This is a genomic window from Alloprevotella sp., assembly GCF_057240785.1.
In genome coordinates this window covers 100,538-123,076 of the sequence record NZ_DBHHRH010000014.1, presented here as the reverse complement: position 1 = coordinate 123,076, position 22,539 = coordinate 100,538, and the positions used below count along the sequence as shown (strand labels likewise).

The window sequence follows — 22,539 nt, the reverse complement described above, 5'->3', positions numbered from 1 at the left end:
GGCTTCCTTATTGCGTTTGAAAATACAATAAGGATGTCAGCTGATAGCCTTATTGCGTCAGCTCACAGGCTTATTGTGGTGAAGCTATATTATAAGGAGTAGCGGAAAAGGTAAGAATGCATATTTTTTTAGATACGGCTCTTGGTGGGTGTGCTAACTAATTGGAGTTAGCGCATAGAAAAAGCGCTGAAGTTGGAGGACTTCAGCGCTTTAGGTTAAGAATGGGATATGTGTTATTTTCGAATGAATTTCACGGAGCAGTAGTTGCCGTCGTTGTCACTCAGGCGAGCCACATAGATACCAACTGGTAGGTTGTTCACAGATTCTTGTGAGAAGCCTTCGGGGAGTTGGACGGTCTTCGAGGAAATCTTTTGTCCAGAGGCATTGAATATCTCCAGGCGGCAATGGGTATCGTATTCACTCTTGAGGGTCAAGGCCTGTCCGTCGAAGGCAATGCTTAAGCCTCCCATACGAGAGATGAGAGAAGGAAGGGAAGTTACCAAACTATTCTTATCATCGGCATAAGGTTCAGCATACATAGTGTAAATATTTGCTGCACCAATGGTTGGTTTATCCATCAGATAGGCCTGAGTGCCTCCATCAGGATAAAGTCCGATAGATTGATCTCCATTGTGTAGTTTATAGGTGAGCGTATCGCTCCAGGTACGATCCGCAGAAGTTAGCATCACATAGCCTTTTTCAGCCGCCAGTTTGAAGTTGGCATGCAACTGTTTTTTCTGAATGCGCTTAGAAGCCCATACCACGAGATGGCCATGAGGCGGGATGACAGTGTTGATACTATCTCCGCCAGAGATGCGGAAGAGCTCGGGGTTGCGGAAGTCGTTGGTGAGATACATACCTTCTACATTGAGAGGTTCATCTGTGGTGTTGTACAATTCTATCCAATCGTCTTTTTTCCCATACTCATTGACAAAGACACTGTTTGAAGCACTGATTTCATTCACTTTCACTGGACGATTTTCAGTGTATGCCAAATCTTCAGCGTTGAGAGGTTCGAAACTTGCCACCAGTTCATAGCTCCCCTCTGCCGGCAGCTCATATACGGGATTCGTACTCACATAATCATTGTCCGTTGCCGAAGATTTTAGTTCGAGTGATGCGTCCCAATAAATATCGGAAGAAGGAGCTGAGACGTTGTGTACTTCAACAGCAATTACATTTTTCCCAGCTTTGAAGAGTTCTGGACTAATGGTTATCGTAGCCCTATCGTACTCGTCAGCGAAGGTAGAAGCGAAGTCGGTGTATGTAGGCGTTCCGGGGTTCATGTTGTGTCGTCCCACTTCTACTCCATTGAGATAGATTACGCACCCGTCATCCACGTTGAAGTTGAAGTTAAAGACATCGGTCGGCATTGGTCGCGCAGGGAGTGTGATGGTCTTTCTGAAATAGTAAGTAGGGATTTTGTTGGCAGCATCCGCACCATAGCTAATTTGCGTATTGAAGCCCACCCCAGTTTTGGAGAAGCCCAACGGCGCGCGTCCTTGCTTCCATGAAGCACTATTATAGTTGGGTGCTTTCCAGTTTTGATCGTCCAGTGAGCCTTTATCGTAGAAGTCCCAGTTACTTTCTTTTTGAATTAGGTTGGAGGAATTGGGCTGTACATTCTTCCATCCCGTGAAGCGATAGCCCGCAGGTGCTACGGCTTTGATCTGAATCGGCGAAAAGAGTGCACCTCTGAAGCTATTGGTTGGCACGGGTTGGTCATTGATCAGCAGTCGAGCCTCCGGCAGATTGGTAGAAAGATTCAGTTGTTCAGCTTCGACGCCATTGAGTTCCATCAAAGGATGAGCTTTCAGTTTGGCAATCATAGCCGCCTGACGTTCTGCCGTTAGTTTGTTTTTGATGGTTCCAGCAGAGCCCAGAGGAGAGATTCCCTCTGCAAACATAGCTTCTTTGACATTGTTGAGCAGACTGTCCACAATGTGCGTACAGCGACTAGGTTCGAAGACACTACCTGAGATGATACAGAACGCATCTATAAAATGCTTACGGAAAGTAGCATTCTTAAGCATATTGCGGAATATGATGGTTGGAGCGAGTTCCCTTACGACAACGCTTCCAGGGCGTTCCACTGCGGTGTAGTACCTTTCTACGGTATTAAGCATCTTGTTCATATCACCGTCAAAAGCACTATCGAGGTCAAACATGACGTGGTGCCATTTGCTTCCCTCAGCTTTGCCTCTGAATCCTTTGATATTATTATGTCCCCAGTCGAGCGGTTCGAGATAGAGCAGCGAAGCCCAATAGTTGCAATACTCATCGATATCGACCATTTTAGTGATACGCTCGTACACACTGTCTTCTGTGCAACGCTCGGCCAGCTGTCGCCAAAGTTTGAAGCTGTCGTCCGTTCCAGCCATCTGTTGATAGCCCAGCGAGCCATCCATCTCGAATTGGTCTTGTTCGTCAGAAGACAAACCATAGTTAGCGAAAGAATAATGCTTATTATTCGGTTCACGAATATTCATCACACCGTTGTATTTCCCATTGACGTAGGTCAGAACGGGTTCGTAGGACTGTCCATCAATGTATAGTCCTGAAGAGAGGACAATAGTTTGCAGTGCAGGATCCTTAAAACGGCCGAAACTATCATTACCGCCCGAACGCATCTGCAAGGTTTTGTTGCGGATGAAAGGTTTGGCAGAAAAGAACGGATAATCAAGCGTGTTCTCACCATCATAGATATTGTTGGCTTTCAGCTTAAAGGAATGAGGCACATTACTCCTACTCCATCCTCCACAGATAGAAAGATTTGTTTCTTGCCTGAAGAGCGATTTGTTATCACGAGAGATGAGCTCCATGCTCACAGGTCTGTCCCAATCCATGTTCCAGTTGCGCGGTTCTACAGAGCCATTACCGGGTTTGCCATTAACACCTGTCACGAAAACGCCGAGCGAATCGCCATAGAGATTTTCGGGAGCTGACACTACGGAAAGGATGGGAAGCAAGTTTTGCTTATTGTCCTTAAAGAAAGAACGTGTCACCACATGGCTGGGAAGTTTACCCTCCTGAAAGAGACAAAAGCGGAACACAGCCGCATCGCTCACGGTGAAATGTCCGTCAGTAGATGTCTCACCATGCGTCCATGTTGGTGCTGAACCGTCCGTGGTGTAGCGCAGCGTAGTGTTTTGCGGAATCTTCACATCAAAGCTAATCGGGCCATTAATTCGCTGACTTGACACGCTCACTTCGGGCTTCTTCACACGTTTTTCGGCGAAGATACTTGTGGCATTCGTGCGGCCCGGCGTTGGCATAGCAGTTACAGCCCATTTGGTCCCGCCATCGGTTGTTCGTGCATAGGAAGTGCGACTCATAGCTTTGGGATATTTCTGCTGAGTGATAATAGTCCCATCGGCATCACTGATATACAGGGTTGCCCCTTTACTCTCCAACTCAAAGCCAATTTGCGACTCTGCATATTGACTATGATGGTCGAACCAGAGTGTGGCAAATCCTTTTGCAGGAATCATCCCCACAGACTTTTCAAGGGCCCATTTCTTCAAGTTCGTTGCATCGTCACTGATGAAACAACGGCTCAAATCGACGGGTGAAGACGTAGGGTTATAGAGTTCAATCCACCCTCCATAATTAAACGAAGGATCCACGAACATATCCACATTGGAGGCCTGGATCTCGTTTATGACAATGCCTGAAGTTTTCGGGCCTTCATCGACCCCTATTTTCTTCAGATTTTGTGCCGCAAAAGAGCACATGGACACTTGGAGCATCCATCCAAAAAGTAAAAATTTTCTCATACAAGATAGTCTTTGTGTTTAGTTATCCTAACACTTAAAAAGATTCATGTTTTAATATATACCGCTGCAAAGTTACAGCGAATAATCTAAAATGCGAGAGTTTTATATTTATTTTATAGTAAAAACTTCTCTTTTGGGATATTCTCAACTGGGAATATTCTCTTGTCGGACGATGGCAGAAAGAAATAAAAACGCTCTAAAAAGACGGATCTTATTTATATACTTTTGGTGGGACGCTTCCCCCTTTTTAGGACTATATCAAATATAGTCCAGCACAGTTATATCAAGACACAAAAAAGGCTGGAGAAAGAGAAATCTCCAGCCTTTTTATTCATTTAGAATGCAAGTTCTGCACCTGCTTTGAACTTAACGACCTTCTTAGCAGCGATTGTCATCTTCTCGCCAGTTGCCGGGTTACGACCTTCGCGAGCAGCACGCTCTGAAACAGAGAAAGTACCGAAACCAACGAGAGCTACTTTGTCACCTTCTTTCATTGCACCTGCGATTGCTTCAAGAGTAGCATCGAGCGCTTTCTTAGCATCTGCCTGGCTCAGCTGAGCGTTTTCGGCGATAGCTTTAACTAATTCACTTTTGTTCATTGCTATTGTATTTTAAAAAATAATACTTATAAATTCCGTTAAATACAGGGCAAATATAAAGTAACTTAAAGAGTTGCACAAATTTTTCGTATATTTTCTACTAAAAAACATACCAAAATACACTTTTCACGGGAGAAATCTTACTTTATCTCTTATTTGCGAAGTTTTTTGAGCTTTGTTGATAAAACTCTTGCGGAGTACTCGTCACCCAAACTTTGAGGCGACGCGCACTCCGCAAAAGATGTTATATGATGGTCACTTTGGCCACTATGCCACTGCCTGCATCGGCGGTGACCACAAGGATGTAGTAGACTCCCGTTGCCACTCGCTGCCCGTTTTGGTTGCAGGCGTCCCACACAAAAGAGCCACCAATCGATCGGCCACCGGCTACTACCTGCCCGCCTGTGGTCATCACTTTCACTTCAGCGTTTTCTGTCAGTCCGGTGATGGTGATATTCCCTTGATAGTCAGGATGGACGGGGTTGGGATATACTTTCACCTGTTGCTCGTCGAGCTTCTGGGATGGTCGCGTGGCTTTACCTTGATAGGAACACAAGCCTGCATCGGTGCCTATCATAACTTCGCCCGTCTCCGAATTGACCGCCAAGCTGTATATATTGTCGGAGAGTAGCGGCGTTTTAGCTGCTGTGAAATGCGCTAAGATTTTTGTTCCGTCGGGGCTTACGAGATACAAGCCACTGCCGTAGGTTCCGAGCCACTTACGATTCGCGCCATCCACCGCTATGGCCGAAACAGCGACATTGGCCAGCAAATAGTCGGCATAATTAGTACCATCGTTGCGCGGCACTTTCACCTGCGTGATGGTAAAGTCCTCTTTGAACCAATCTGCCGGTTTTTCCACAACAAAGACGCCGTTTGCCGTTCCCACCCAAAGCCAGCCACTGCGATCCTGCGCAAGGGCATAGACACTTTGGAGATCCACCTGCGTTCCGTCTTCGTTGAGAGCGGCCGAACGATAGCGCTCGACATCATCAGAAAGATTGGCGGGCGTACTATTGAAATTCAAGCAGAGAAGTCCCGACACATGATTGCTCACCGTACGGCGTGAAGCCACCCACAGGTTGTTGTTAGCATCAATCAGCGTACGCTCGAGCGTGGGAGCCATGCGCAGTGAGGGGGAATATACTTTTGCCCAAGAACCATCGGCCAAGAGCACGCGCAAAACGGTGTCCACCTGATTATTGACCATCCAGAGATTGCCCTGCTTATCATAGCTCAAGCCATCCAAACGAATGTAGCGTTTATTCCCATCGGGCACGGCCGACTGAAGGGCTGCATTGTCGTTGGAATAGTATTTAAGGAATTGCTGATTGCGGAACTCGTAAAGCCCTGTGGTGCTGGTGGCGAAATGGTGGGACGCATCGGCGGGGTCCTGAATGACGCTCGTTATATCGCGGTAGACCACGCCCGTTTTTGCCGCAACGCCGGTTTCTTGGAAGGAACTCCAACGATTGTTTTCATAGGCCATCAACGTGGCAGGATAGTGCACCCGATCGTAGGGGTCGAGGCGTCCGCCAGCCACCAGCAGGCGCGGGCCAGCATAATACATATAATAACAGAGGTCGCGCTTCGGACCGTAGCCACCTATGGGTGTCTCCATTGCCTGAAAGGCACTTCCGCTGAGTTTGTAAGCTTGGAGCTGTCCCTCCGAAGTAGTCACCCAAAACGTTCCATTATTGGCGCGAGTGACTTGTTTCCACGACGCGTTGGCAGCATAACTCGAGAGGTTGTCGGGACGAGTGGCTTCGCAAACATTCACTTCCGAAGCGTTGGCAAAGACCGCCTTCTGAGCATCGGCATAAAAAGAGGTGAAGACAGATGCCGAAAGCTGACTAACTGCGAGGTTCCCCGCAGCGGGCGACCCCGTGAGGGCATAGAGACCTGCAGCAGAGGAATAGAAAAGTCGGCCCGCAAACGGCATTAGCTGGAGGGCCGTTTCGCTGCGCGCCGTCCGCCAACGCGTGGCATCGGAGGGATTGTCGGAGAGCAGGCAATAAGTCAGTGCGCCATTCCGCGCGGCAAAGATTGCCCCATTGAAGATAGCCGCCGCACGGCAGTTGGTCCCCAAAACATAAGAACCTTTCACCTCCCTCTTCTTGAGGTCGATGACGACAACGCCCGTACTGGTGGCCAACGCCGCCCAGTCGCCCGCCACATTGAGGGCGTTGAGCTGTGCCGTACCATCGTTGCTCGTTTTGAGCTGCGGGATGTTGAGGATGCGGCCATTGTCGAAGAGCAGGTCGATATTTGCGTTAGCATAGACCAAGACGAGGCAACGCTGCGTGGTGGAATAGCCCATCAGACTTATGGACTTATCGCTGAGCCCTGTTAGCTTCGTGAGTTGGCGCACCTCGGAGTCCGCTGGACTGTAAGAGAGCAAATTGCCATCATAGAGGGCGTAGATGCGGTCGGCCGCAGGCTGATTGAAGATGCAGTTATGATAGGCCGGAAAGAGTGTCCAACCATCGGTGGCCGTGGCCGAAGCCGTGACGAACACAAGCAGCAGCGTGGCCAGAAGGATTGAGAGTTTGCGCATTCGGATAAAGGATTGTGGTGAACGGGGAGGGGGTGGCGTTTTATTTCTCTTTGTTGAGAAACTCTACGAGCTTCGCAACGGCGCGGGCGCGGTGGCTGATGTGGTTTTTCACCTCAGTGCCCAACTCGGCAAAGGTCTTGCCCGTTTGCTCGGGAGAAAAGACGGGGTCGTAGCCAAAGCCCTGTGTGCCGCGCTTCTCTGGAGCAATCGTTCCCTCAACGATGCCTTCGAAGAGGTGCTCCTCCCCTTTCTCTATTAACGCGATAACGGTGCGGAATCTTGCGCTGCGGTCCGATTTATTTTTTAGTTCTTCGAGCAGAAGGGCGGTGTTGGCCTCTGCATCGTGGCGATCGGGGTAGGCATAGCGGGCAGTGTGAACTCCGGGGCGACCCCCGAGGGCGGTCACCTCCAAGCCGGTGTCGTCGGCAAAGCAGTCGAGACCGTAGTGGCTATAAACGTAGCGCGCCTTTATGAGCGCGTTACCTTCGAGGGTGTCAGCGGTTTCGGGAATATCGGTGTCGCAATGGATGTCAGCCAAACTGAGCAGTTCGATATGATTGCCCAAGATGGCGCGTATTTCTTCGAGTTTGTGAACGTTGTTAGTGGCGAAAACGAGGCGTTTCATATTCTATTTCTTTAGGGGTGTGATGTTTTTACTATTTGGAGGGGGATGCCCGAAAGTTCTGCGGCCATATCGGAAAAGGACGACCAATAGCTGCCTAAGAGTTTCCTTGTGCGCGACAAGCAGAAGAGGTCGACCACGGCATCTTGCATACCAGCGAGCGTGTCGCGCCGAACGCTCTGAACGGGCTGCGCTACGATGCGACCAGGGAAGGCTTTTTCCAAATGGGCGCGGAGCGCGAGCGAATCAGTGGCGAGGAAGAAGCGCACGTTGACATCGGCGTCCACCTCTCGCTGCATGGCGGAAAGAAAAGCGGCATCGGTGCTTTCGGCTATGGAGCGCACGCTGTCGGTACGGCGAATGTGGACGCCCACTACCCTATCCTCAAACGTACGGCAGAGGTCGTCGATGCGCTGCTGCAAAGCTGGCACGGGGTGCAGAAGTTGCGCAAAATGGGCAGCATAAGGCTGGAGAACATAACCCGTGGACACATATATATTATTATAGGTGTCGATGAGTCGCGGCAAACGGCTATCGGTGGCTCCATTGAAATTGACGAGCTGGAGGTCGTAGCAGGCACGGCGCAACAAGGCGGGCAAGTGCAGGTTGCGGCGCGACTGCGGCACGTTCCACCAACGCCGCTCGCCAATCAGGAGCGGCGTGAGCGGAGCTGTTGCGAAGAGGTCGGCAAAGTTGGCGCGGCATTCGGCATTGCAGGCCCAGTCCACTCGCAGGCTGACATCGGGGCGAGAAAGCGTCAGGGCGGAGAGCACAACGCGAAGCCGGTTGCACAGTCCGCCCTGAGGAACTATCGTGACTTGTTTCATTTTTCCTTGCCAGGCTCGTAGCCGTTGAGCGTTGTCCATTCGGGCACCACGAGGTGTTCTTCTTCGGGCGTTGGTAGATTCTCGCGTTTCGGTGCAGCCTTGGCTTGGCGTTTGGCTTTTATGCGATCGAAGCCGTAACCGAAGACGCCGATAACTTTCGACTGACTGACGAAGGCTTCGGGGTCGATGTTCTGAATGAAACGGAAGATTTGTCCGCTTTCACGCTTCTTGGCCAGCACCACTAGCACCTTGCGCGAAGCGTGGGTGTACCAGCCTTCACCATCGAGTACGGTCACGCCGCGCCCTGTAGAGGTGATGGCATCGGCAATATCGCCGTATTTGTTGGAGAAAATAAAGAACTGCACGGATTGTCGACCTCTATCCACCACGAAGTCCAGCAATATATTCGTAACGATCAGCGTGCAGTAGCCGTAGAGCAGTTGCGATATATTGACGGTATTGAGGAGTATACTGGAGGAAATGATGAAGATGTCGACAAACATAATCACCTGCCCCAGCGTGACGTCTTTGTATTTGTTGATAATAGCTGCAATGATGTCCGTGCCGCCTGTAGAGCCGTTGGAGAGAAAGACGATGCCCAGACCGATACCTTCGCAGGACGCTCCGAGAACGGTACTCATAAACGCGTCCTTCCGAACAATCTGTGGCATATTCTTATAGATAATATCAAACTCTCCAGGGTGGGTCATACCAAAGTTGATCATGAAGTCGTGCCCTAACTGGAGGAACAGTGTAAGCATGAGAACTCCATAGATGGTCTTGATGCTGAACCGCCAGCCCATAATCTTCACCGAGAGTATGAGCAGGAACACATTGACGGAGAAATACGTCACGGCAATAGGAAGCCCGAAACCATAGAACAGGATCGAACCGATACCCGCAACGCCGCCCGACGTGATTTGATAAGGCAACATGAAGCAGTTTACGCCCACAGCGTAGAGCGCGAGGCCGAAAGTGATAAACAAGTAGTCTTTCAGTTCCAAGAACACTTGCTCTTTCGTGACAACGGGTTTGTTAAAACCTAGCATAGCATTGTTTGAAGTAAGGAAGAGCCCCTCCCACTGGGGAGGAGCTTTGAGATGTTTTTATTTGATAACGATATTAACGATGCGTCCGGGCACTACGATAATCTTCACAATCTGCTTGCCATCGAGATAGCGAGCTGTGTTCTCGTTTTCGAGGGCGATCTTCTCCACTTCCTCCTTCGGAGCATCAGCTGCCACGTCGATGGTGAAGCGCGTCTTACCGTTAAAGGAGACGGACATTGTGATGGTGTCCTCCTTGAGGTAGCTCTCGTCAAACTCAGGCCAGGGAGCGTTTACCACACTCTCTGTGTGACCGAGCCGCTGCCAGAGTTCCTCGCAGATGTAGGGGGCGAAGGATGCGAGAAGGGCTACAAGCTGCTCTAACACCTTGCGACTGTGGCACTTCTGCTGTCCCAGCTCCGTTGTAGCTACCATAAAGGCCGGAATACTTGTGTTGTAGGAGAATTCCTCAATGTCTTCGCTCACTTTCTTGATGAGCTTGTGGAGGCTTTTGAGGTTGTCCTTCGTAGGCTCTGTCTCTTCGATGGTTTCAAAGAGGTTCCAGAAGCGGCGCAAGAAGCGAGCGGAGCCGTCAACGCCGTTGCTGTCCCAGGGCTTACTCTGACTGATCGGACCGAGGAACATCTCGTAGAGGCGGAGGGTGTCCGCGCCGTAGCGGTCTATAATGTCGTCGGGGTTCACTACGTTGAACATCGACTTACTCATTTTCTCTACTGCCCAGCCGCATACGTATTTTCCGTCCTCCAGCACAAATTCGGCCGTTTCAAATTCGGGGCGCCATTTGCGGAAGGCTTCGGTGTCGAGGATGTCATTCTCAACGATGTTTACATCCACGTGGAGGGGCGTTGTCTCATACTTATCTTTGAGTCCGAGGCTCACAAACGTGTTGGTGTCCTTGATGCGGTACACGAAGTTGGAGCGGCCCTGAATCATGCCCTGATTCACGAGTTTGCGGTAGGGTTCTTCCTCACAGCTCACGCCGTTGTCGTGGAGGAATTTGTTCCAGAATCGGCTGTAGATCAAATGGCCGGTGGCGTGTTCCGAACCGCCCACGTAGAGGTCCACGTTGCGCCAATAGGCATCCACCTTCTCGTCCACAAGGGCTTTATCGTTGCGGGGATCCATATAGCGGAGGTAATAGGCCGAACTGCCTGCAAAGCCGGGCATCGTACTGAGTTCGATGGGGAAAACGGTTTTGTTGTCGATTTTAGCGTTTTCAACAATGCAGCGGTTCTCTTCGTCCCACGCCCAACGAGTGGCGTTGCCCAATGGAGGTTCACCGGTTTCGGTGGGGAGGAACTTTGTCACTTCGGGAAGCAGGATGGGGAGACAATCCTCTGGGATCATCTGCGGCATACCGTCCTTGTAGTAAACGGGGAATGGCTCGCCCCAATAGCGCTGACGACTGAAGATGGCGTCGCGCAGGCGATAGTTGATTTTCACACGGCCCAGGTTGTGAGCGGTGACAAACTCCTTGGTAGCGGCGATGGCTTCTTTCACCGTCAGGCCGTTCAGGCTGAAGCCTTCGAGGCTCTCAGTGCCAGCGGCAGGACTGTTGGTGACAGTTCCCTCCTTAGCGTCGAAACTTTCCTCGCTCACATCAGCCCCTTCGATAAGCGGAATGATGGGCAGGTTGAAGTGGCGCGCAAAGGCATAGTCGCGGCTGTCGTGCGCGGGTACTGCCATGATGGCTCCCGTGCCGTAACCAGCCAGCACATAGTCGCTGATCCACACGGGCACTTCTGCACCAGTGAACGGATTGATGCCATACGAACCTGAGAACACACCTGTCACACGGCGGTCGGCGATGCGCTCGCGCTCGGTGCGTTTCTTCGTGGCCTCAACATATTCCTTCACAGCTGCTTGCTGCTCGGGCGTAGTGAGACGCTCCACGAGTTCGCTCTCGGGTGCTAACACCATGAACGTCACACCGAAGATAGTATCGGCGCGCGTAGTAAAAATTGTGACGGGCTCTTCTTGCCCCTTGATGCGGAACTGCATTTCCGTGCCTTCGCTGCGGCCAATCCAGTTGCGCTGTGTTTCTTTGATAGAATCGCTCCAGTCGAGCGTGTCGAGACCGTCGAGCAGGCGTTGAGCGTATGCACTCACGCGCAAGCACCATTGCTTCATCTTCTGCTGCACCACGGGGTGGCCGCCGCGCTCGCTAACGCCATCGACCACTTCATCGTTGGCCAACACCGTTCCGAGAGCTGGACACCAGTTCACCATCGTTTCGCCCAGATAGGCGATGCGGTAGTTCATCAACACTTGCTGTTGCTTCACGCTGTCGTAGCTGTTCCATTCCTCAGCCGTGAAACTGAGTTCTTCGCTCTGAGCCACATCCAGCTCGGCCGTTCCCTTTTCGGCAAAGTGGGCCGTGAGGTGTTCGATGGGCTGTGCTGCCTGGCATTTGTTGCAATAGAACGAATTGAACATTTTGGTAAAGGCCCATTGCGTCCAGTGGTAGTACTGCGGGTCGCAGGTGCGTATCTCGCGGTCCCAGTCGAAGCTGAAACCAATCTTGTCAAGCTGTTCGCGATAGCGGGCAATGTTCTTCTCCGTGGTCACTGCCGGATGCTGTCCCGTTTGAATGGCATATTGTTCAGCGGGCAAGCCATAGGCATCATAGCCCATAGGATTCAGCACGTTGAAACCCTTCTGCCGCTTGTAGCGAGCATAGATGTCGCTGGCGATGTAGCCCAGCGGATGCCCCACATGAAGCCCAGCACCAGAGGGATAGGGAAACATATTCAGTACGTAGAACTTGGGTTTCGACGCATCCATCTCAACGTGATACGTCTTATCCTTGGCCCATTGTTCGCGCCATTTTTTCTCGATTTCTCTAAAGTTATAATCCATTCTGATTATCGCGTTTTGTTATTTGGGGGCTAAATTACTTGAAAGCCTGCACAAAGCAAAAGGATAAACCACGATTTTCGGCCACGCGCTTATTGTGTGCTCCAACTTTCTTACGCTCCGCTACCTTCCAAGCGAGATATTGCCCCACAGAATAAGGCGGCAGAAAAATACAATAAGGCTGTCGGCTGACACAATAAGGAAACCAGCGGATACAATAAGGGCATCAGCTGACAGCCTTATTGTGTCAGCCAACGCCCTTATGGGAGAAATCGGTAGCCTTATGGGTGCCATCACCATTCAAAGGAGGTGATGACCCATGTGGCTCTCGTGTTATTTCACAACCTTTTCGCCGTTGATGATGTAAACGCCAGAAGTGGGCGTCAACACGCGACGGCCTTGCAGGTCGTAGATCTTATTTTCTTTTTCAGTCTGCACGGTGGGAGCTTCGATACCTGTTGTCTTGCCCTTGCGCACAAAGTTCCAAACGCTTGCGCCCCAAGTGTAGGGTTTCAGCAGGACATTCTTCCAGGTGTTCACATTTGTGTACCAACCGTTCTGCGCATTCGGAACAACGATAGCGATGGCTTCGTTGCCTTGGTCCGTAGTGACGAGTTTCAATTCCCATGAATAAGCCTGCCCCAGCTTGACTCCCTGGTCTATTGCTGAAGAGGTCACATAGGCATAAGTATTTGTCAATTTATTACGCAGACGTACCGAACCGTTAGCTTGCTTCTCAATCACCCAGAGATAGCTATCGTTGTTCTCCACGAGGGTTTTGGATTTCACTTCCTTAGCAACGGCATCGCCAGCGGCATATTGTGCGGTGAAATAGCCGTTTTGGATGTAATAATAGTAGTCGCTGCTCAAGCCGTCAAGCACAGAGGTGCGTTTCATTTTGCTGTACTGCTCGTAGAGGTCTGTATAGCGTTGGAAAGTTTCACGGCTCACGCTACCAGCAGCCACATCGGCCGTAGCAGGATCTACCACGGAAGAGCGGAGGAAGTTGAGGGCTTCGGCGGTAGGTTCGCCCACTTCGCCCGGACGACTATTGGAGAGAATGCGGTTTGCCTTGTTGACAAGACCTTGAAGCTGCGCCGTGAAATCCGTCACCTCCACGATGCGCCAGCAACCGGGATAGCAAAGAGCGGAGTCGGTGCCTGTCGTGGCAAAACCGGCCACATTCACAGAGAGCACGCCCTTGTTGCTACGCAGATTCAGGACACCTGCCTGATAGTCGTAGGGAGCGGTGGCCGTCATGGCTTTGCGCACGAACACAACGGTGGAATCCTTGTCGTTCAAAGCTGCTTTCGCATCCACATTGGCAAGTTGGAGTTTTTTTCCGTTGAAAACCGAACGGAGCACATATCCTCCGCGCTGCTGCGGCTGGAAAAGGAAGAGTTCTTCGGGCTCTGTCTGCGGTGTGTAGTGGATCTTCAGATTATCACCTACAGTATAGAGCGTAGAACCTGCAAAGCGTTTACGATAGTAAGTAGAAGCGCTCACGAGCTGATAAACCTTGCCCGCCTCGGGGAGCTTCACGTCGGCTTTCTTGTAGTTGGCAATCTGCTGCGTGAGGGCTGCGAGGTTGGCCACATTGGCTGTGTCGGCACGGAAAGCGTTGGCAGCCGCCTGCAACAGGTTGTAGTCGGTTTGTGCGGGGTAGCCCACTGCGCCTGGATGGCTCTGCGCCAACAGTGTGTCGGCTTCGGTCAATGCCTTTTCAGCAGCTGTTTGTCGCGGTGTCTCAAAGAAATGTTTCGCGTAAGTGATTTTGAGTGTATCGAGCAAAGCTGCGTGGGTTTGCAAACGGAGGTAGAAATCAGTGAAACGGCGCTTTGCTTGCGGCAACCAAGACATTTCGCTGAGAGCCAGCAAGCGCGGATAGAGCTGATACTCGGCAGCAGCATTGTTGTTGCAACTCTCCGTCCAGAGACAGGCTTGCGCACCGAGTAGGAGCTTCTCCTTGCCGCTCACCATAGCCATGGGGTTCACGTTGTAAACTTTGTCAACGCTGTTCACGTATCCGTCGCCGTAGCCACCAATGTAGGGGGCGTCGATCTCGGTTTGAGCGGGCGACACCTGCAAGATGTCGAAATAGAGCGGGAAGGTGGGCGCGAAGATACTGGTGAAACCTTTCGCCACAGATGCTTTGATGCGCTCGGGCGAAGAATATGCCATCACGACGGGCTTTACAGTGTACGAATTTTTCCAATGGTTGATAAGTTCGTCCCAAACTACCACATCGCGGCCGTATTCTGTCTTGAGCCAAGTGCCGAGGGTTTCAACGAGCCAGGGCTGGAGTTCTTCAACACCACTAAGACCTTCGTTTTTAATGCGGTCTTGGCATTGCTTGTTAGTACGCCAAACGGTGGTGGGGCATTCATCGCCACCAAGGTGTATGTAGCGGCTGGGGAACACGTCAACAACGTGGCCGAGCACGCACTTCAAGAAATCGATCACGCGGTCGTCGCCCACGTTGAGAACGTCGGTGCTGATACCTTTCTCAGCGCGCACCGTGTAGTGCTTCGTTGAGTCGCACGACAGCCAGGGGTAAGCCGCTACGGCAGCCACCATGTGGCCCGGCATGTCAATTTCGGGGATAATTTCGATATTGCGTGCACGAGCGTAGTCCACAATCTCGCGCAAATCGTTGAGGGTGTAGAAACAACCGCGTCCGTACTCGGTGTCGTCGAAGAAGTCAACGCCCTTAGTTGGGTCGTTGAGCGTCAGTGAGCGATTGCGCACTGCGCCAACGGTGGTCAAGCGCGGATATTCAGGAATCTCAATGCGCCAGCCCTGATCATCAGTCAAATGCCAGTGGAAACGATTGAGTTTGTAAACAGAAGCCGCATCGAGGAGTTTTTCCACTTCTTCTTTCGTAAAGAAATGGCGCGACACATCGAGCTGAAAGCCGCGGTAGCCAAGTTGTGGGGCATCCTGAATGGTCAGATAGGGCAGTGTCCAAGCTGATTTATTGTCGAGCGTCTTACCATAGATGCTGCGCGGCAACAACTGTCGTAAGGTTTGTAGTGCATAAAAGACCCCACCGTATGCACCACCTTCAATCTTTACGCCGTCGGCCTTGATTGTCAGTCGGTAGGCTTCCTGACCGAGCGCAGAATTGATGGCAAGCGTAACGGCGGGGCTGTTCTGTCCCGCACCAGTAGTGGGTTGCTGTTCGAGAGTGGGCAAAGCAATGCCAGACGTGCGCTGCAAATCATCGGCAAAGGTCTGGGCGAGCATCTTGAGGGAGTCGCCTGTGGCCACAATTCCTTTGAGCGTATTCACAGCCAATGTACCTTCGCTTTTCACTACGGAAGCGGGGTAAGGAATAAGGGGAAGGGTGGCACTGGTAGAGTTCAAGTTCTTTTCTTCCACAAAAGCCACTACGGAGTTGGCATCGCCGGGAGAATAGAATTTGATAGGATTACCAAGCCCCATACCGCCCCAAACATTGACACAAAGGTTGCCCGTTTCGCCGTGGGGCTTAAGGGTCAGTTCGCCCTGAAATGTGGGAATATCGAAGCGAGAATTGTTGCTGGCAGCATTGGCACAATAGAGTTCTGAACCCGAAGATCTACCAGCATAGGTCAGTGTCTGACCGAGTTGATTGGTGAGCGTGTAGCCTTGTGCGCTTGTGCCCTCCACTTTCCACAGCTGGTATTCGCGCCGAGCTGCGAAACTCGCGATACAAGGCTGACCAACGGAGGAGCCCGTCAGCACATAGTCGCCTTTGGTAAAGCGAAGGTAATACCAGACAGTTTTGCTGCTGGTACTGATGGTTGGGAAAGTGCCCGCCATAGCTTGGGGAGCAAAAAGCACCGCCATCAGAAAAAAGAACAGGTAAAGGTTTCTTTTCATTATAATTTGGTTTAGGTATTTGAATATTAGTTAGGTAATTTTTGCGATTAAGTGCACAAATGTACACTTTTGCTTACACACAACAAAACAATTTATTTCTTTTCGAGGCATATAATAGAAAAGTAGTTTTTATTCGCTCAAAAAACGAGCAAAAAAGGCAGATTTCGTCCTTCCTTATAGCCCACAAAAAATATCCTTATTGCGTTTGAAAATACAATAAGGCTGTCAGCTGACATCCTTATTGCGTCAGCTGACACAATAAGGATATTTTTCGCGCCGCAGCAGTCCGCGCTCATGGGCAGTATTGAGCCAGTTCGCACAACAATCGCTTTTTCTGACAAAAGGATACAATAAAGGGACACACCAAAGCGTGTCCCTTCTATCTTTAATGAATTGAATCGCGGATTAGAGATTCGGATTCATTTCTTTCCATTCTGCTACAGGAGGAATGATGCCGAGCTCAACAATCTCGTCGCGCATCTTGCAAAGATGCTCGTAAGATTTCTGCAAGCTTGCCAATTCGTCAGCAGTACCCTTCGGCTCAACGAAATGTACGCCCGTAGCGTCGATCGTTGTAGGCATAGCCATCATCACGTTCTTGAAACCGAGCGCGTCGTGGTTTACGTAGCAGCCTGCGGGCAAGGTGAACTTCTCGCCACCCATTGCAGCTTCAATCATCTTAACAGCGTTGTAAGCGGGGCTCTGGAAAGAGCTACGGCCACGAAGCTTGATGATGTTTGAACCGCCTTGAACCGTGCGGTGCTTGATGTCTTCCCACTTTTCGTCAGAGAGACCCATCTCGCAAAGGGGCTTACCGTCTACCTTCACCTGAGATGCGAAAACGGCCATCTGCTCGCCGTGACCACCGTAAGTATGAGCGCCAGTCACTGCGTCCTGCTGAACACCGAATTCGAGAGCCAAAGCCTGCTGCAAACGAGTAGAGTCGAGCGCTGCGAGAGAGGTGAGCTGGTTGGGCTTCAAGCCGGAGTGGATCAGAGCTGTCAGAGCTGTTACGTCAGCGGGGTTGAAGATCACCACAACGTGCTTCACGTCTGGGCAGTACTTCTTGATGAAATCGCCGAACTCAGCTGCAATTTTGCAATTGCCCTTGAGGAGGTCCTCACGAGTCATGCCTTCCTTGCGAGGAGCACCACCTGAAGAGATGATATACTTTGCGCCTGTGAAAGCTTCTTCGGGGTTAGTTGTCCATGTGATGTTTGCACCAGGGAAACCGCACTGAGCGATTTCGTCAGCTACACCGTGGAGACCCGGTTCAAAGATATCATACAGACAAACGTTGGGAGTCAAGCCGAGCATCAATACGCTCTGCACCATGTTTGAACCAATCATACCGCCAGCACCGACGATGACCAGTTTCTCATTACTTAAATATGCCATTGGTGTATAAATTAAAAAATTTGTTCGTTCAAAAGATGAGCATTTCTGCTCCTATTTGTAGATACCGCAAAAGTACCAAATTCTTTCGGGACTTTCACAAGGAATACTCTAATTTTTCTTATCGAAAGGCCAAAAGGATTTGCACTTTTGTCTTTTTGATTAAAAAAATCGTAACTTCGGCATGAAAAAATAAGGCGGAGAACCTCTCTGCCACCTAACAAATGCTTTCACAAAATCATCATGCTCAACGAAATCATCACCAAGCGCGTCGACGCTCTGCGCAACTGGATGGAACGCCACAATGCGCTCCAGGCTTTTATCATACCAACTGCCGACCCTCATAATTCTGAATATCTGGCCGACCATTGGAAGTGTCGGGAATGGCTTACGGGCTTCACGGGCTCGGCGGGTATTGCCGTGGTCACTAAGGATGCGGCGGCACTTTGGACAGATTCTCGCTACTGGTTGCAGGCGGCGGAACAGCTTGAGGGAACGCCGTTTCAACTCATGCGGGATGGCGACGAGGGTGTGCCGTCGCTGAAAGAATGGCTCAGCACCCAACTACCTGCACGGGCCACAGTGGGCTGTTTCGGCGGCACAATAACGATGGCAGAATACACGGATCTACTGGAGGATGCTTCCTACCAACTCACAGCTACGGCGGAAGATCCTTTCGACGAACTTTGGACAAATCGTCCTGCCTTGCCGCAACGCCCCCTCGTATTGCAACCGCTGGAGTATACAGGGATGTCGGTCGATGAAAAGATAACACTCATCTGGAAAAACCTGAAGGAGACCGAGCCGCAGGCACTTCTGCTCTCGGATCTCTCTGAAATCGCCTGGACGCTCAATCTAAGAGGTGACGACATCGAGTTTAACCCCGTCTTCATGAGTTATCTGCTCCTGCGCCGTGAGGGAAACAGCGTGCTTTTCGTGGATGAGCATCAACTCACGCCTGCCGTCAGCGAATACCTCCAAGAAAACCACATAGAAGTACGTCCCTACGATGGTTGGAAAGAACTCATCCCCTCCGAGCTGGACTCTATCGCTATCCCCCACGAAGTAAACATCCAAGTGATGCGCACCGCATTAGATGCTCACCTGAAATGTCCGCTCGTTTCCTCCCCCGTTCCCGCGCTCCGCGCCATCAAAACACCTGCCGAGCAGGAGGGATTCAGAAGAGCCATGGAGAAAGACGGCTGCGCCATGGTGAGATTTTTGGAGAAATGGGAAGCCCGCCCCGAAAACGAGGCGTGGGACGAACTGCGCATCGATAAAGAACTAACAGCAGAACGAAGCAAAGAAGAAAAGTTCTGCGGACTAAGTTTCAGCACCATTGCGGCCTACGGCTCGCATGGGGCTATCGTCCACTACGAAGCTGACGAAACCACCAATGCGCCTATTGATGGAGGGGGCTTCCTCCTCCTCGACAGCGGCGCACAGTATGTGGACGGCACTACAGACATCACGCGAACGCTGCCATGCGGACCGCTCACAGACGAGGAGCGGAGAGTGTACACGCTCGTACTGAAAGGCCACATTGCTCTTTCGTCGGCGCGTTTTCCCATCGGCACTTCCGGACTGGAACTCGACTATGCCGCGCGCCGCGCTATGTGGCAGGAGGGGTACGACTTCGGGCACGGTACAGGACACGGCGTGGGTGCTCACCTCTGTGTACACGAAGGGCCTCATCAGATACGGAAAAACGTGCGCCAATGCACCCTCGTTGGTTTCCGTCCGGGCATGACCATCACGAACGAACCTGGTCTCTATGTGTCGGGTAAGTTTGGTGTGCGAATAGAGAACACGCTCCTCGTTGTCGACGATGGCGAAACCCCGTTTGGCCATTTCTGTCGATTCGAAACCCTCACGCTCTGCCCCATCGATCTGCGCCCCATCGTGCGCGAAATGCTCACTCCCGAAGAAATCTGCTGGCTCAACAACTACCACGCCGAAGTGCGCCGCCGACTGCTCCCTCTCCTCTCCGACCCCGCCCATCGCGCATGGCTCGAAGTGGCCACAAGAGAGTTTTAAGCATTGATGAATGGAATAAGAAAATACCTTTGCGTCAGAAAGAAATATTTAGATGTATAAGAAGCTATAAGAAGCCCCCAGGCGCGTCGACAGACAGCATACTTGGGAGCTTCTTCATTTTATGAAGTCATATTCTAACTAAAGAATAACATAAGAAGAACCTTTTCTCATCTTTGGCGTGCAGGACGCCGCCGCACTGAAAAGGTGGAGAGAGAAAGCTCGCACGAACAGCGGTGGGTGCTGTGCGATGCCGCCGGCGTCGGAGAGTTGTGATGTTGTCTGTCCACGGGTTCGCCCTTCGGGCATCACCCGCGGTTAAGCATGGTGTGTCCCCGCCGGGGACAGTGGGTGAGAACGCTATGTCACTGGGGAGGGTAGATGCAATAAGGGTGTGGGCGGATAGAATAAGGGTATAAGTGGAGAAGCTTATTCTATTCTCAAGCACAATAAGGGCGTGGGCTGACGCAATAAGGATGTGAACTGACAGCCTTATTGTATTCTCAAACGCAATAAGGATATTGACGGCTTGCTTTATTGCTTTTCCACTTCCTCGCTAAGAAGTTTTTGAAAAAAGCTTCAGAAAATATTCGCCAAAGCTTCATTTCCTGAATCTTCTTAAGATCTATTCAGAAATAGTGATGACGTGGCGATCACCTCCCCTATTTTTTCGCTCTTCACATCATAGCTATTGCCGTGCTAACTTATTCTCATCTGCAATAGCTCACAAAAAATCCGCAATGCCTATGGGAAGATATTGCGGATAAGGATTGTAGGCGGTCCAGAAATAGGCTGGAGCGCCGTTATTGTTATATGTAGAAATGCCGAAGTTCGCTCTTGACTCGAAAAAGGAGGGAGAGCTTGGCGGCGAACTTCTACTCTTCTTCGCTCTTATTAGCGCGCTTGCGTGCCAGGTGGTCGAGAATCATCTTGCGCATACGCATCGACTTCGGCGTAACTTCAACAAACTCGTCTTCTTTAATATATTCAAGTGCTTCTTCCAAACTGAACACGATGGGCGGAATGATGCGCGCCTTCTCGTCAGTACCGGAGGCACGGACATTGGTGAGCTGTTTGGCCTTTGTTACATTCACAACGAGGTCTTTGTCATGGACGTGCTCGCCCACAATTTGTCCTGCGTACACTTCGTCCTGCGGATTGATGAAGAAGCGGCCGCGATCCTGGAGTTTGTCAAGGGCGTAGGCGAATACCGTACCGCTTTCCATGGATATCATTGAGCCATTGGTGCGGCGCTGAATCTCACCCTTGAACGGCTCATAGGTCTTGAAGCGGTGAGCCATGATGGCTTCGCCCTGACTGGCTGTAAGCACATTGGTACGCAGGCCGATGATGCCTCGAGAGGGGATATTGAATTCTATATCCACGCGCTCGCCCAGGTTCTGCATACTGGTCATCTCGCCCTTGCGGCGGGTCACCATGTCAATCATCTTAGAGCAGAATTCCTCGGGCACATTGATGGTCAGTTCCTCAATCGGTTCGCAACGCTTACCGTCGATTTCTTTATAGATCACCTGTGGCTGACCCACCTGCAGTTCGTAGCCCTCGCGGCGCATGGTCTCAACGAGGACAGAAAGATGGAGCACTCCGCGCCCACTAACGAGCCATTTGTCGGCGTCGATTTGGTTGACGCGCAAAGCAAGGTCTTTCTCCAATTCGTGTTGCAAACGGTCGTTGATGTGGCGACTGGTGCAGAATTTCCCTTCTTTACCGAAGAACGGACTATCGTTGATGGTGAACAACATAGACATGGTGGGTTCGTCGATAGCGATGGGCTCGAGCGCTTCAGGTTCGTTGAAATCGCAGATGGTATCTCCAATTTCGAAATTCTCCAAACCAACGATAGCACAAATATCGCCGCAATGCACTTCTTCGGTGCGCTTGCGTCCCATACCCTCGAAAGTGTGGAGCTCTTTGATCTTTGTTTTCTCTTGTGAACCGTCGCGATGAACAATCGTAACGTTCATGCCGTCCTGCAGCGTGCCGCGGTGAACACGTCCCACGGCGATACGTCCCGTATAATTGGAGTAGTCGAGACTTGTGATCAAAAGCTGCGGCGTTCCCTCATTCATGGGAGGAGCCGGTATTTCTTTCAGAATCTCGTCCAGCAGGTAGTTGATATTGTCCGTCGGCGTGCGCCAGTCAGCTCCCATCCAGTTGTTTTTGGCCGAACCGTACACAACGGGGAAATTGAGCTGTTCCTCAGTAGCATCAAGGTCGCACATGAGGTCGAATACCATTTCGTACACTTCTTCGGGGCGGCAGTTGGGTTTGTCCACTTTGTTGACCACCACGATAGGCTTCAGTCCGATCTGCAAGGCTTTCTGGAGCACGAAGCGCGTTTGAGGCATCGGGCCTTCAAAGGCATCGACGAGCAAGATACAGCCGTCGGCCATATTGAGTACGCGCTCCACCTCTCCACCAAAGTCGGAGTGGCCCGGAGTATCAATAATATTTATTTTAGTGCCTTTATAGTTGATAGAGACATTCTTGGAGAGAATGGTGATACCTCGCTCTCGTTCCAACTCATTATTATCGAGGATTAGTTGACCCGTGGGCTGGTTTTCGCGGAAGAGGTTTCCGGCAAGCAGCATCTTGTCCACGAGCGTTGTTTTACCGTGGTCAACGTGGGCAATGATGGCGATGTTACGAATGTCTGTCATATTTTCTTTTATCTGATATTTACGGCTTTACGGGACTATTCTCGCCTGCCGTTTCTTTTCGGGGTGCAAAAGTACGAATTATTATTGGAAAGAAATAATAATCAACCCCATAAAAGCTTGAAGGAGCAGCAGGCGTCTCTCCGTGAGGGGACGGCAAAAAACAAGAAAAGCGGCCAACGCAACGAACGCGCTGACCGCTTTTTTAGAGAGGGGGCGGATAAGATTTAGGAGGCTAAAAAGCCCTACTTATCCAGAGATGAT

At 51.0% G+C, this 22,539-nt stretch carries 11 protein-coding genes; 1 reads left to right on the top strand and 10 read right to left on the bottom strand.

The window, feature by feature from the left end:
• Positions 1-233 precede the first annotated feature (233 nt).
• From ACO4R2_RS03730 to ACO4R2_RS03690, 9 genes are all read right to left on the bottom strand, one after another.
• On the bottom strand, positions 234-3,776 hold the full coding sequence (locus ACO4R2_RS03730; protein WP_484769223.1) for a lamin tail domain-containing protein: 3,543 nt from the start codon (positions 3,774-3,776) through the stop codon (positions 234-236).
• Positions 3,777-4,111: 335 nt separating this feature from the next.
• Positions 4,112-4,375 (bottom strand): HU family DNA-binding protein, encoded by a 264-nt coding sequence (locus tag ACO4R2_RS03725; protein ID WP_311490279.1) that lies wholly within the window; start codon positions 4,373-4,375, stop codon positions 4,112-4,114.
• 244 nt (positions 4,376-4,619) lie between these two features.
• Positions 4,620-6,932 (bottom strand): type IX secretion system anionic LPS delivery protein PorZ, encoded by a 2,313-nt coding sequence (gene porZ / locus ACO4R2_RS03720; protein WP_484769222.1) that lies wholly within the window; start codon positions 6,930-6,932, stop codon positions 4,620-4,622.
• Positions 6,933-6,972: 40 nt separating this feature from the next.
• Positions 6,973-7,557: a non-canonical purine NTP diphosphatase gene (locus ACO4R2_RS03715; RefSeq protein ID WP_484769221.1), complete on the bottom strand. Its 585-nt coding sequence runs from the start codon at positions 7,555-7,557 to the stop codon at positions 6,973-6,975.
• Positions 7,558-7,568: 11 nt separating this feature from the next.
• Positions 7,569-8,381 carry an O-fucosyltransferase family protein gene (locus ACO4R2_RS03710; RefSeq protein WP_484769220.1) on the bottom strand — a complete coding sequence of 271 codons (813 nt, stop codon included), beginning with the start codon at positions 8,379-8,381 and terminating at the stop codon, positions 7,569-7,571.
• Positions 8,378-9,430 carry a YitT family protein gene (locus tag ACO4R2_RS03705; protein WP_484769219.1) on the bottom strand — a complete coding sequence of 351 codons (1,053 nt, stop codon included), beginning with the start codon at positions 9,428-9,430 and terminating at the stop codon, positions 8,378-8,380. The genes ACO4R2_RS03710 and ACO4R2_RS03705 overlap by 4 nt, the downstream gene beginning before the upstream one ends.
• Before the next feature lie 57 nt (positions 9,431-9,487).
• Positions 9,488-12,307, bottom strand: coding sequence for a leucine--tRNA ligase (gene leuS / locus ACO4R2_RS03700; protein WP_484769218.1), 2,820 nt, complete (start codon positions 12,305-12,307; stop codon positions 9,488-9,490).
• A 330-nt stretch (positions 12,308-12,637) separates the two neighbouring features.
• Positions 12,638-16,168 carry a family 20 glycosylhydrolase gene (locus tag ACO4R2_RS03695; protein WP_484769217.1) on the bottom strand — a complete coding sequence of 1,177 codons (3,531 nt, stop codon included), beginning with the start codon at positions 16,166-16,168 and terminating at the stop codon, positions 12,638-12,640.
• Positions 16,169-16,573: 405 nt separating this feature from the next.
• On the bottom strand, positions 16,574-17,566 hold the full coding sequence (locus ACO4R2_RS03690; RefSeq protein WP_484769216.1) for a malate dehydrogenase: 993 nt from the start codon (positions 17,564-17,566) through the stop codon (positions 16,574-16,576).
• A 240-nt stretch (positions 17,567-17,806) separates the two neighbouring features.
• Here ACO4R2_RS03690 and ACO4R2_RS03685 point away from each other — a divergent pair, with 240 nt between their 5' ends.
• Entirely contained in the window at positions 17,807-19,600 is a 1,794-nt protein-coding gene (locus tag ACO4R2_RS03685; RefSeq protein WP_484769215.1) for an aminopeptidase P family protein, read from the top strand.
• Positions 19,601-20,472: 872 nt separating this feature from the next.
• Here the strand turns inward: ACO4R2_RS03685 and typA are convergent.
• A complete protein-coding gene (gene typA / locus ACO4R2_RS03680) occupies positions 20,473-22,278 on the bottom strand; it encodes a translational GTPase TypA (protein WP_484769214.1) in 1,806 nt (601 codons plus the stop codon).
• Positions 22,279-22,539: the final 261 nt, after the last annotated feature.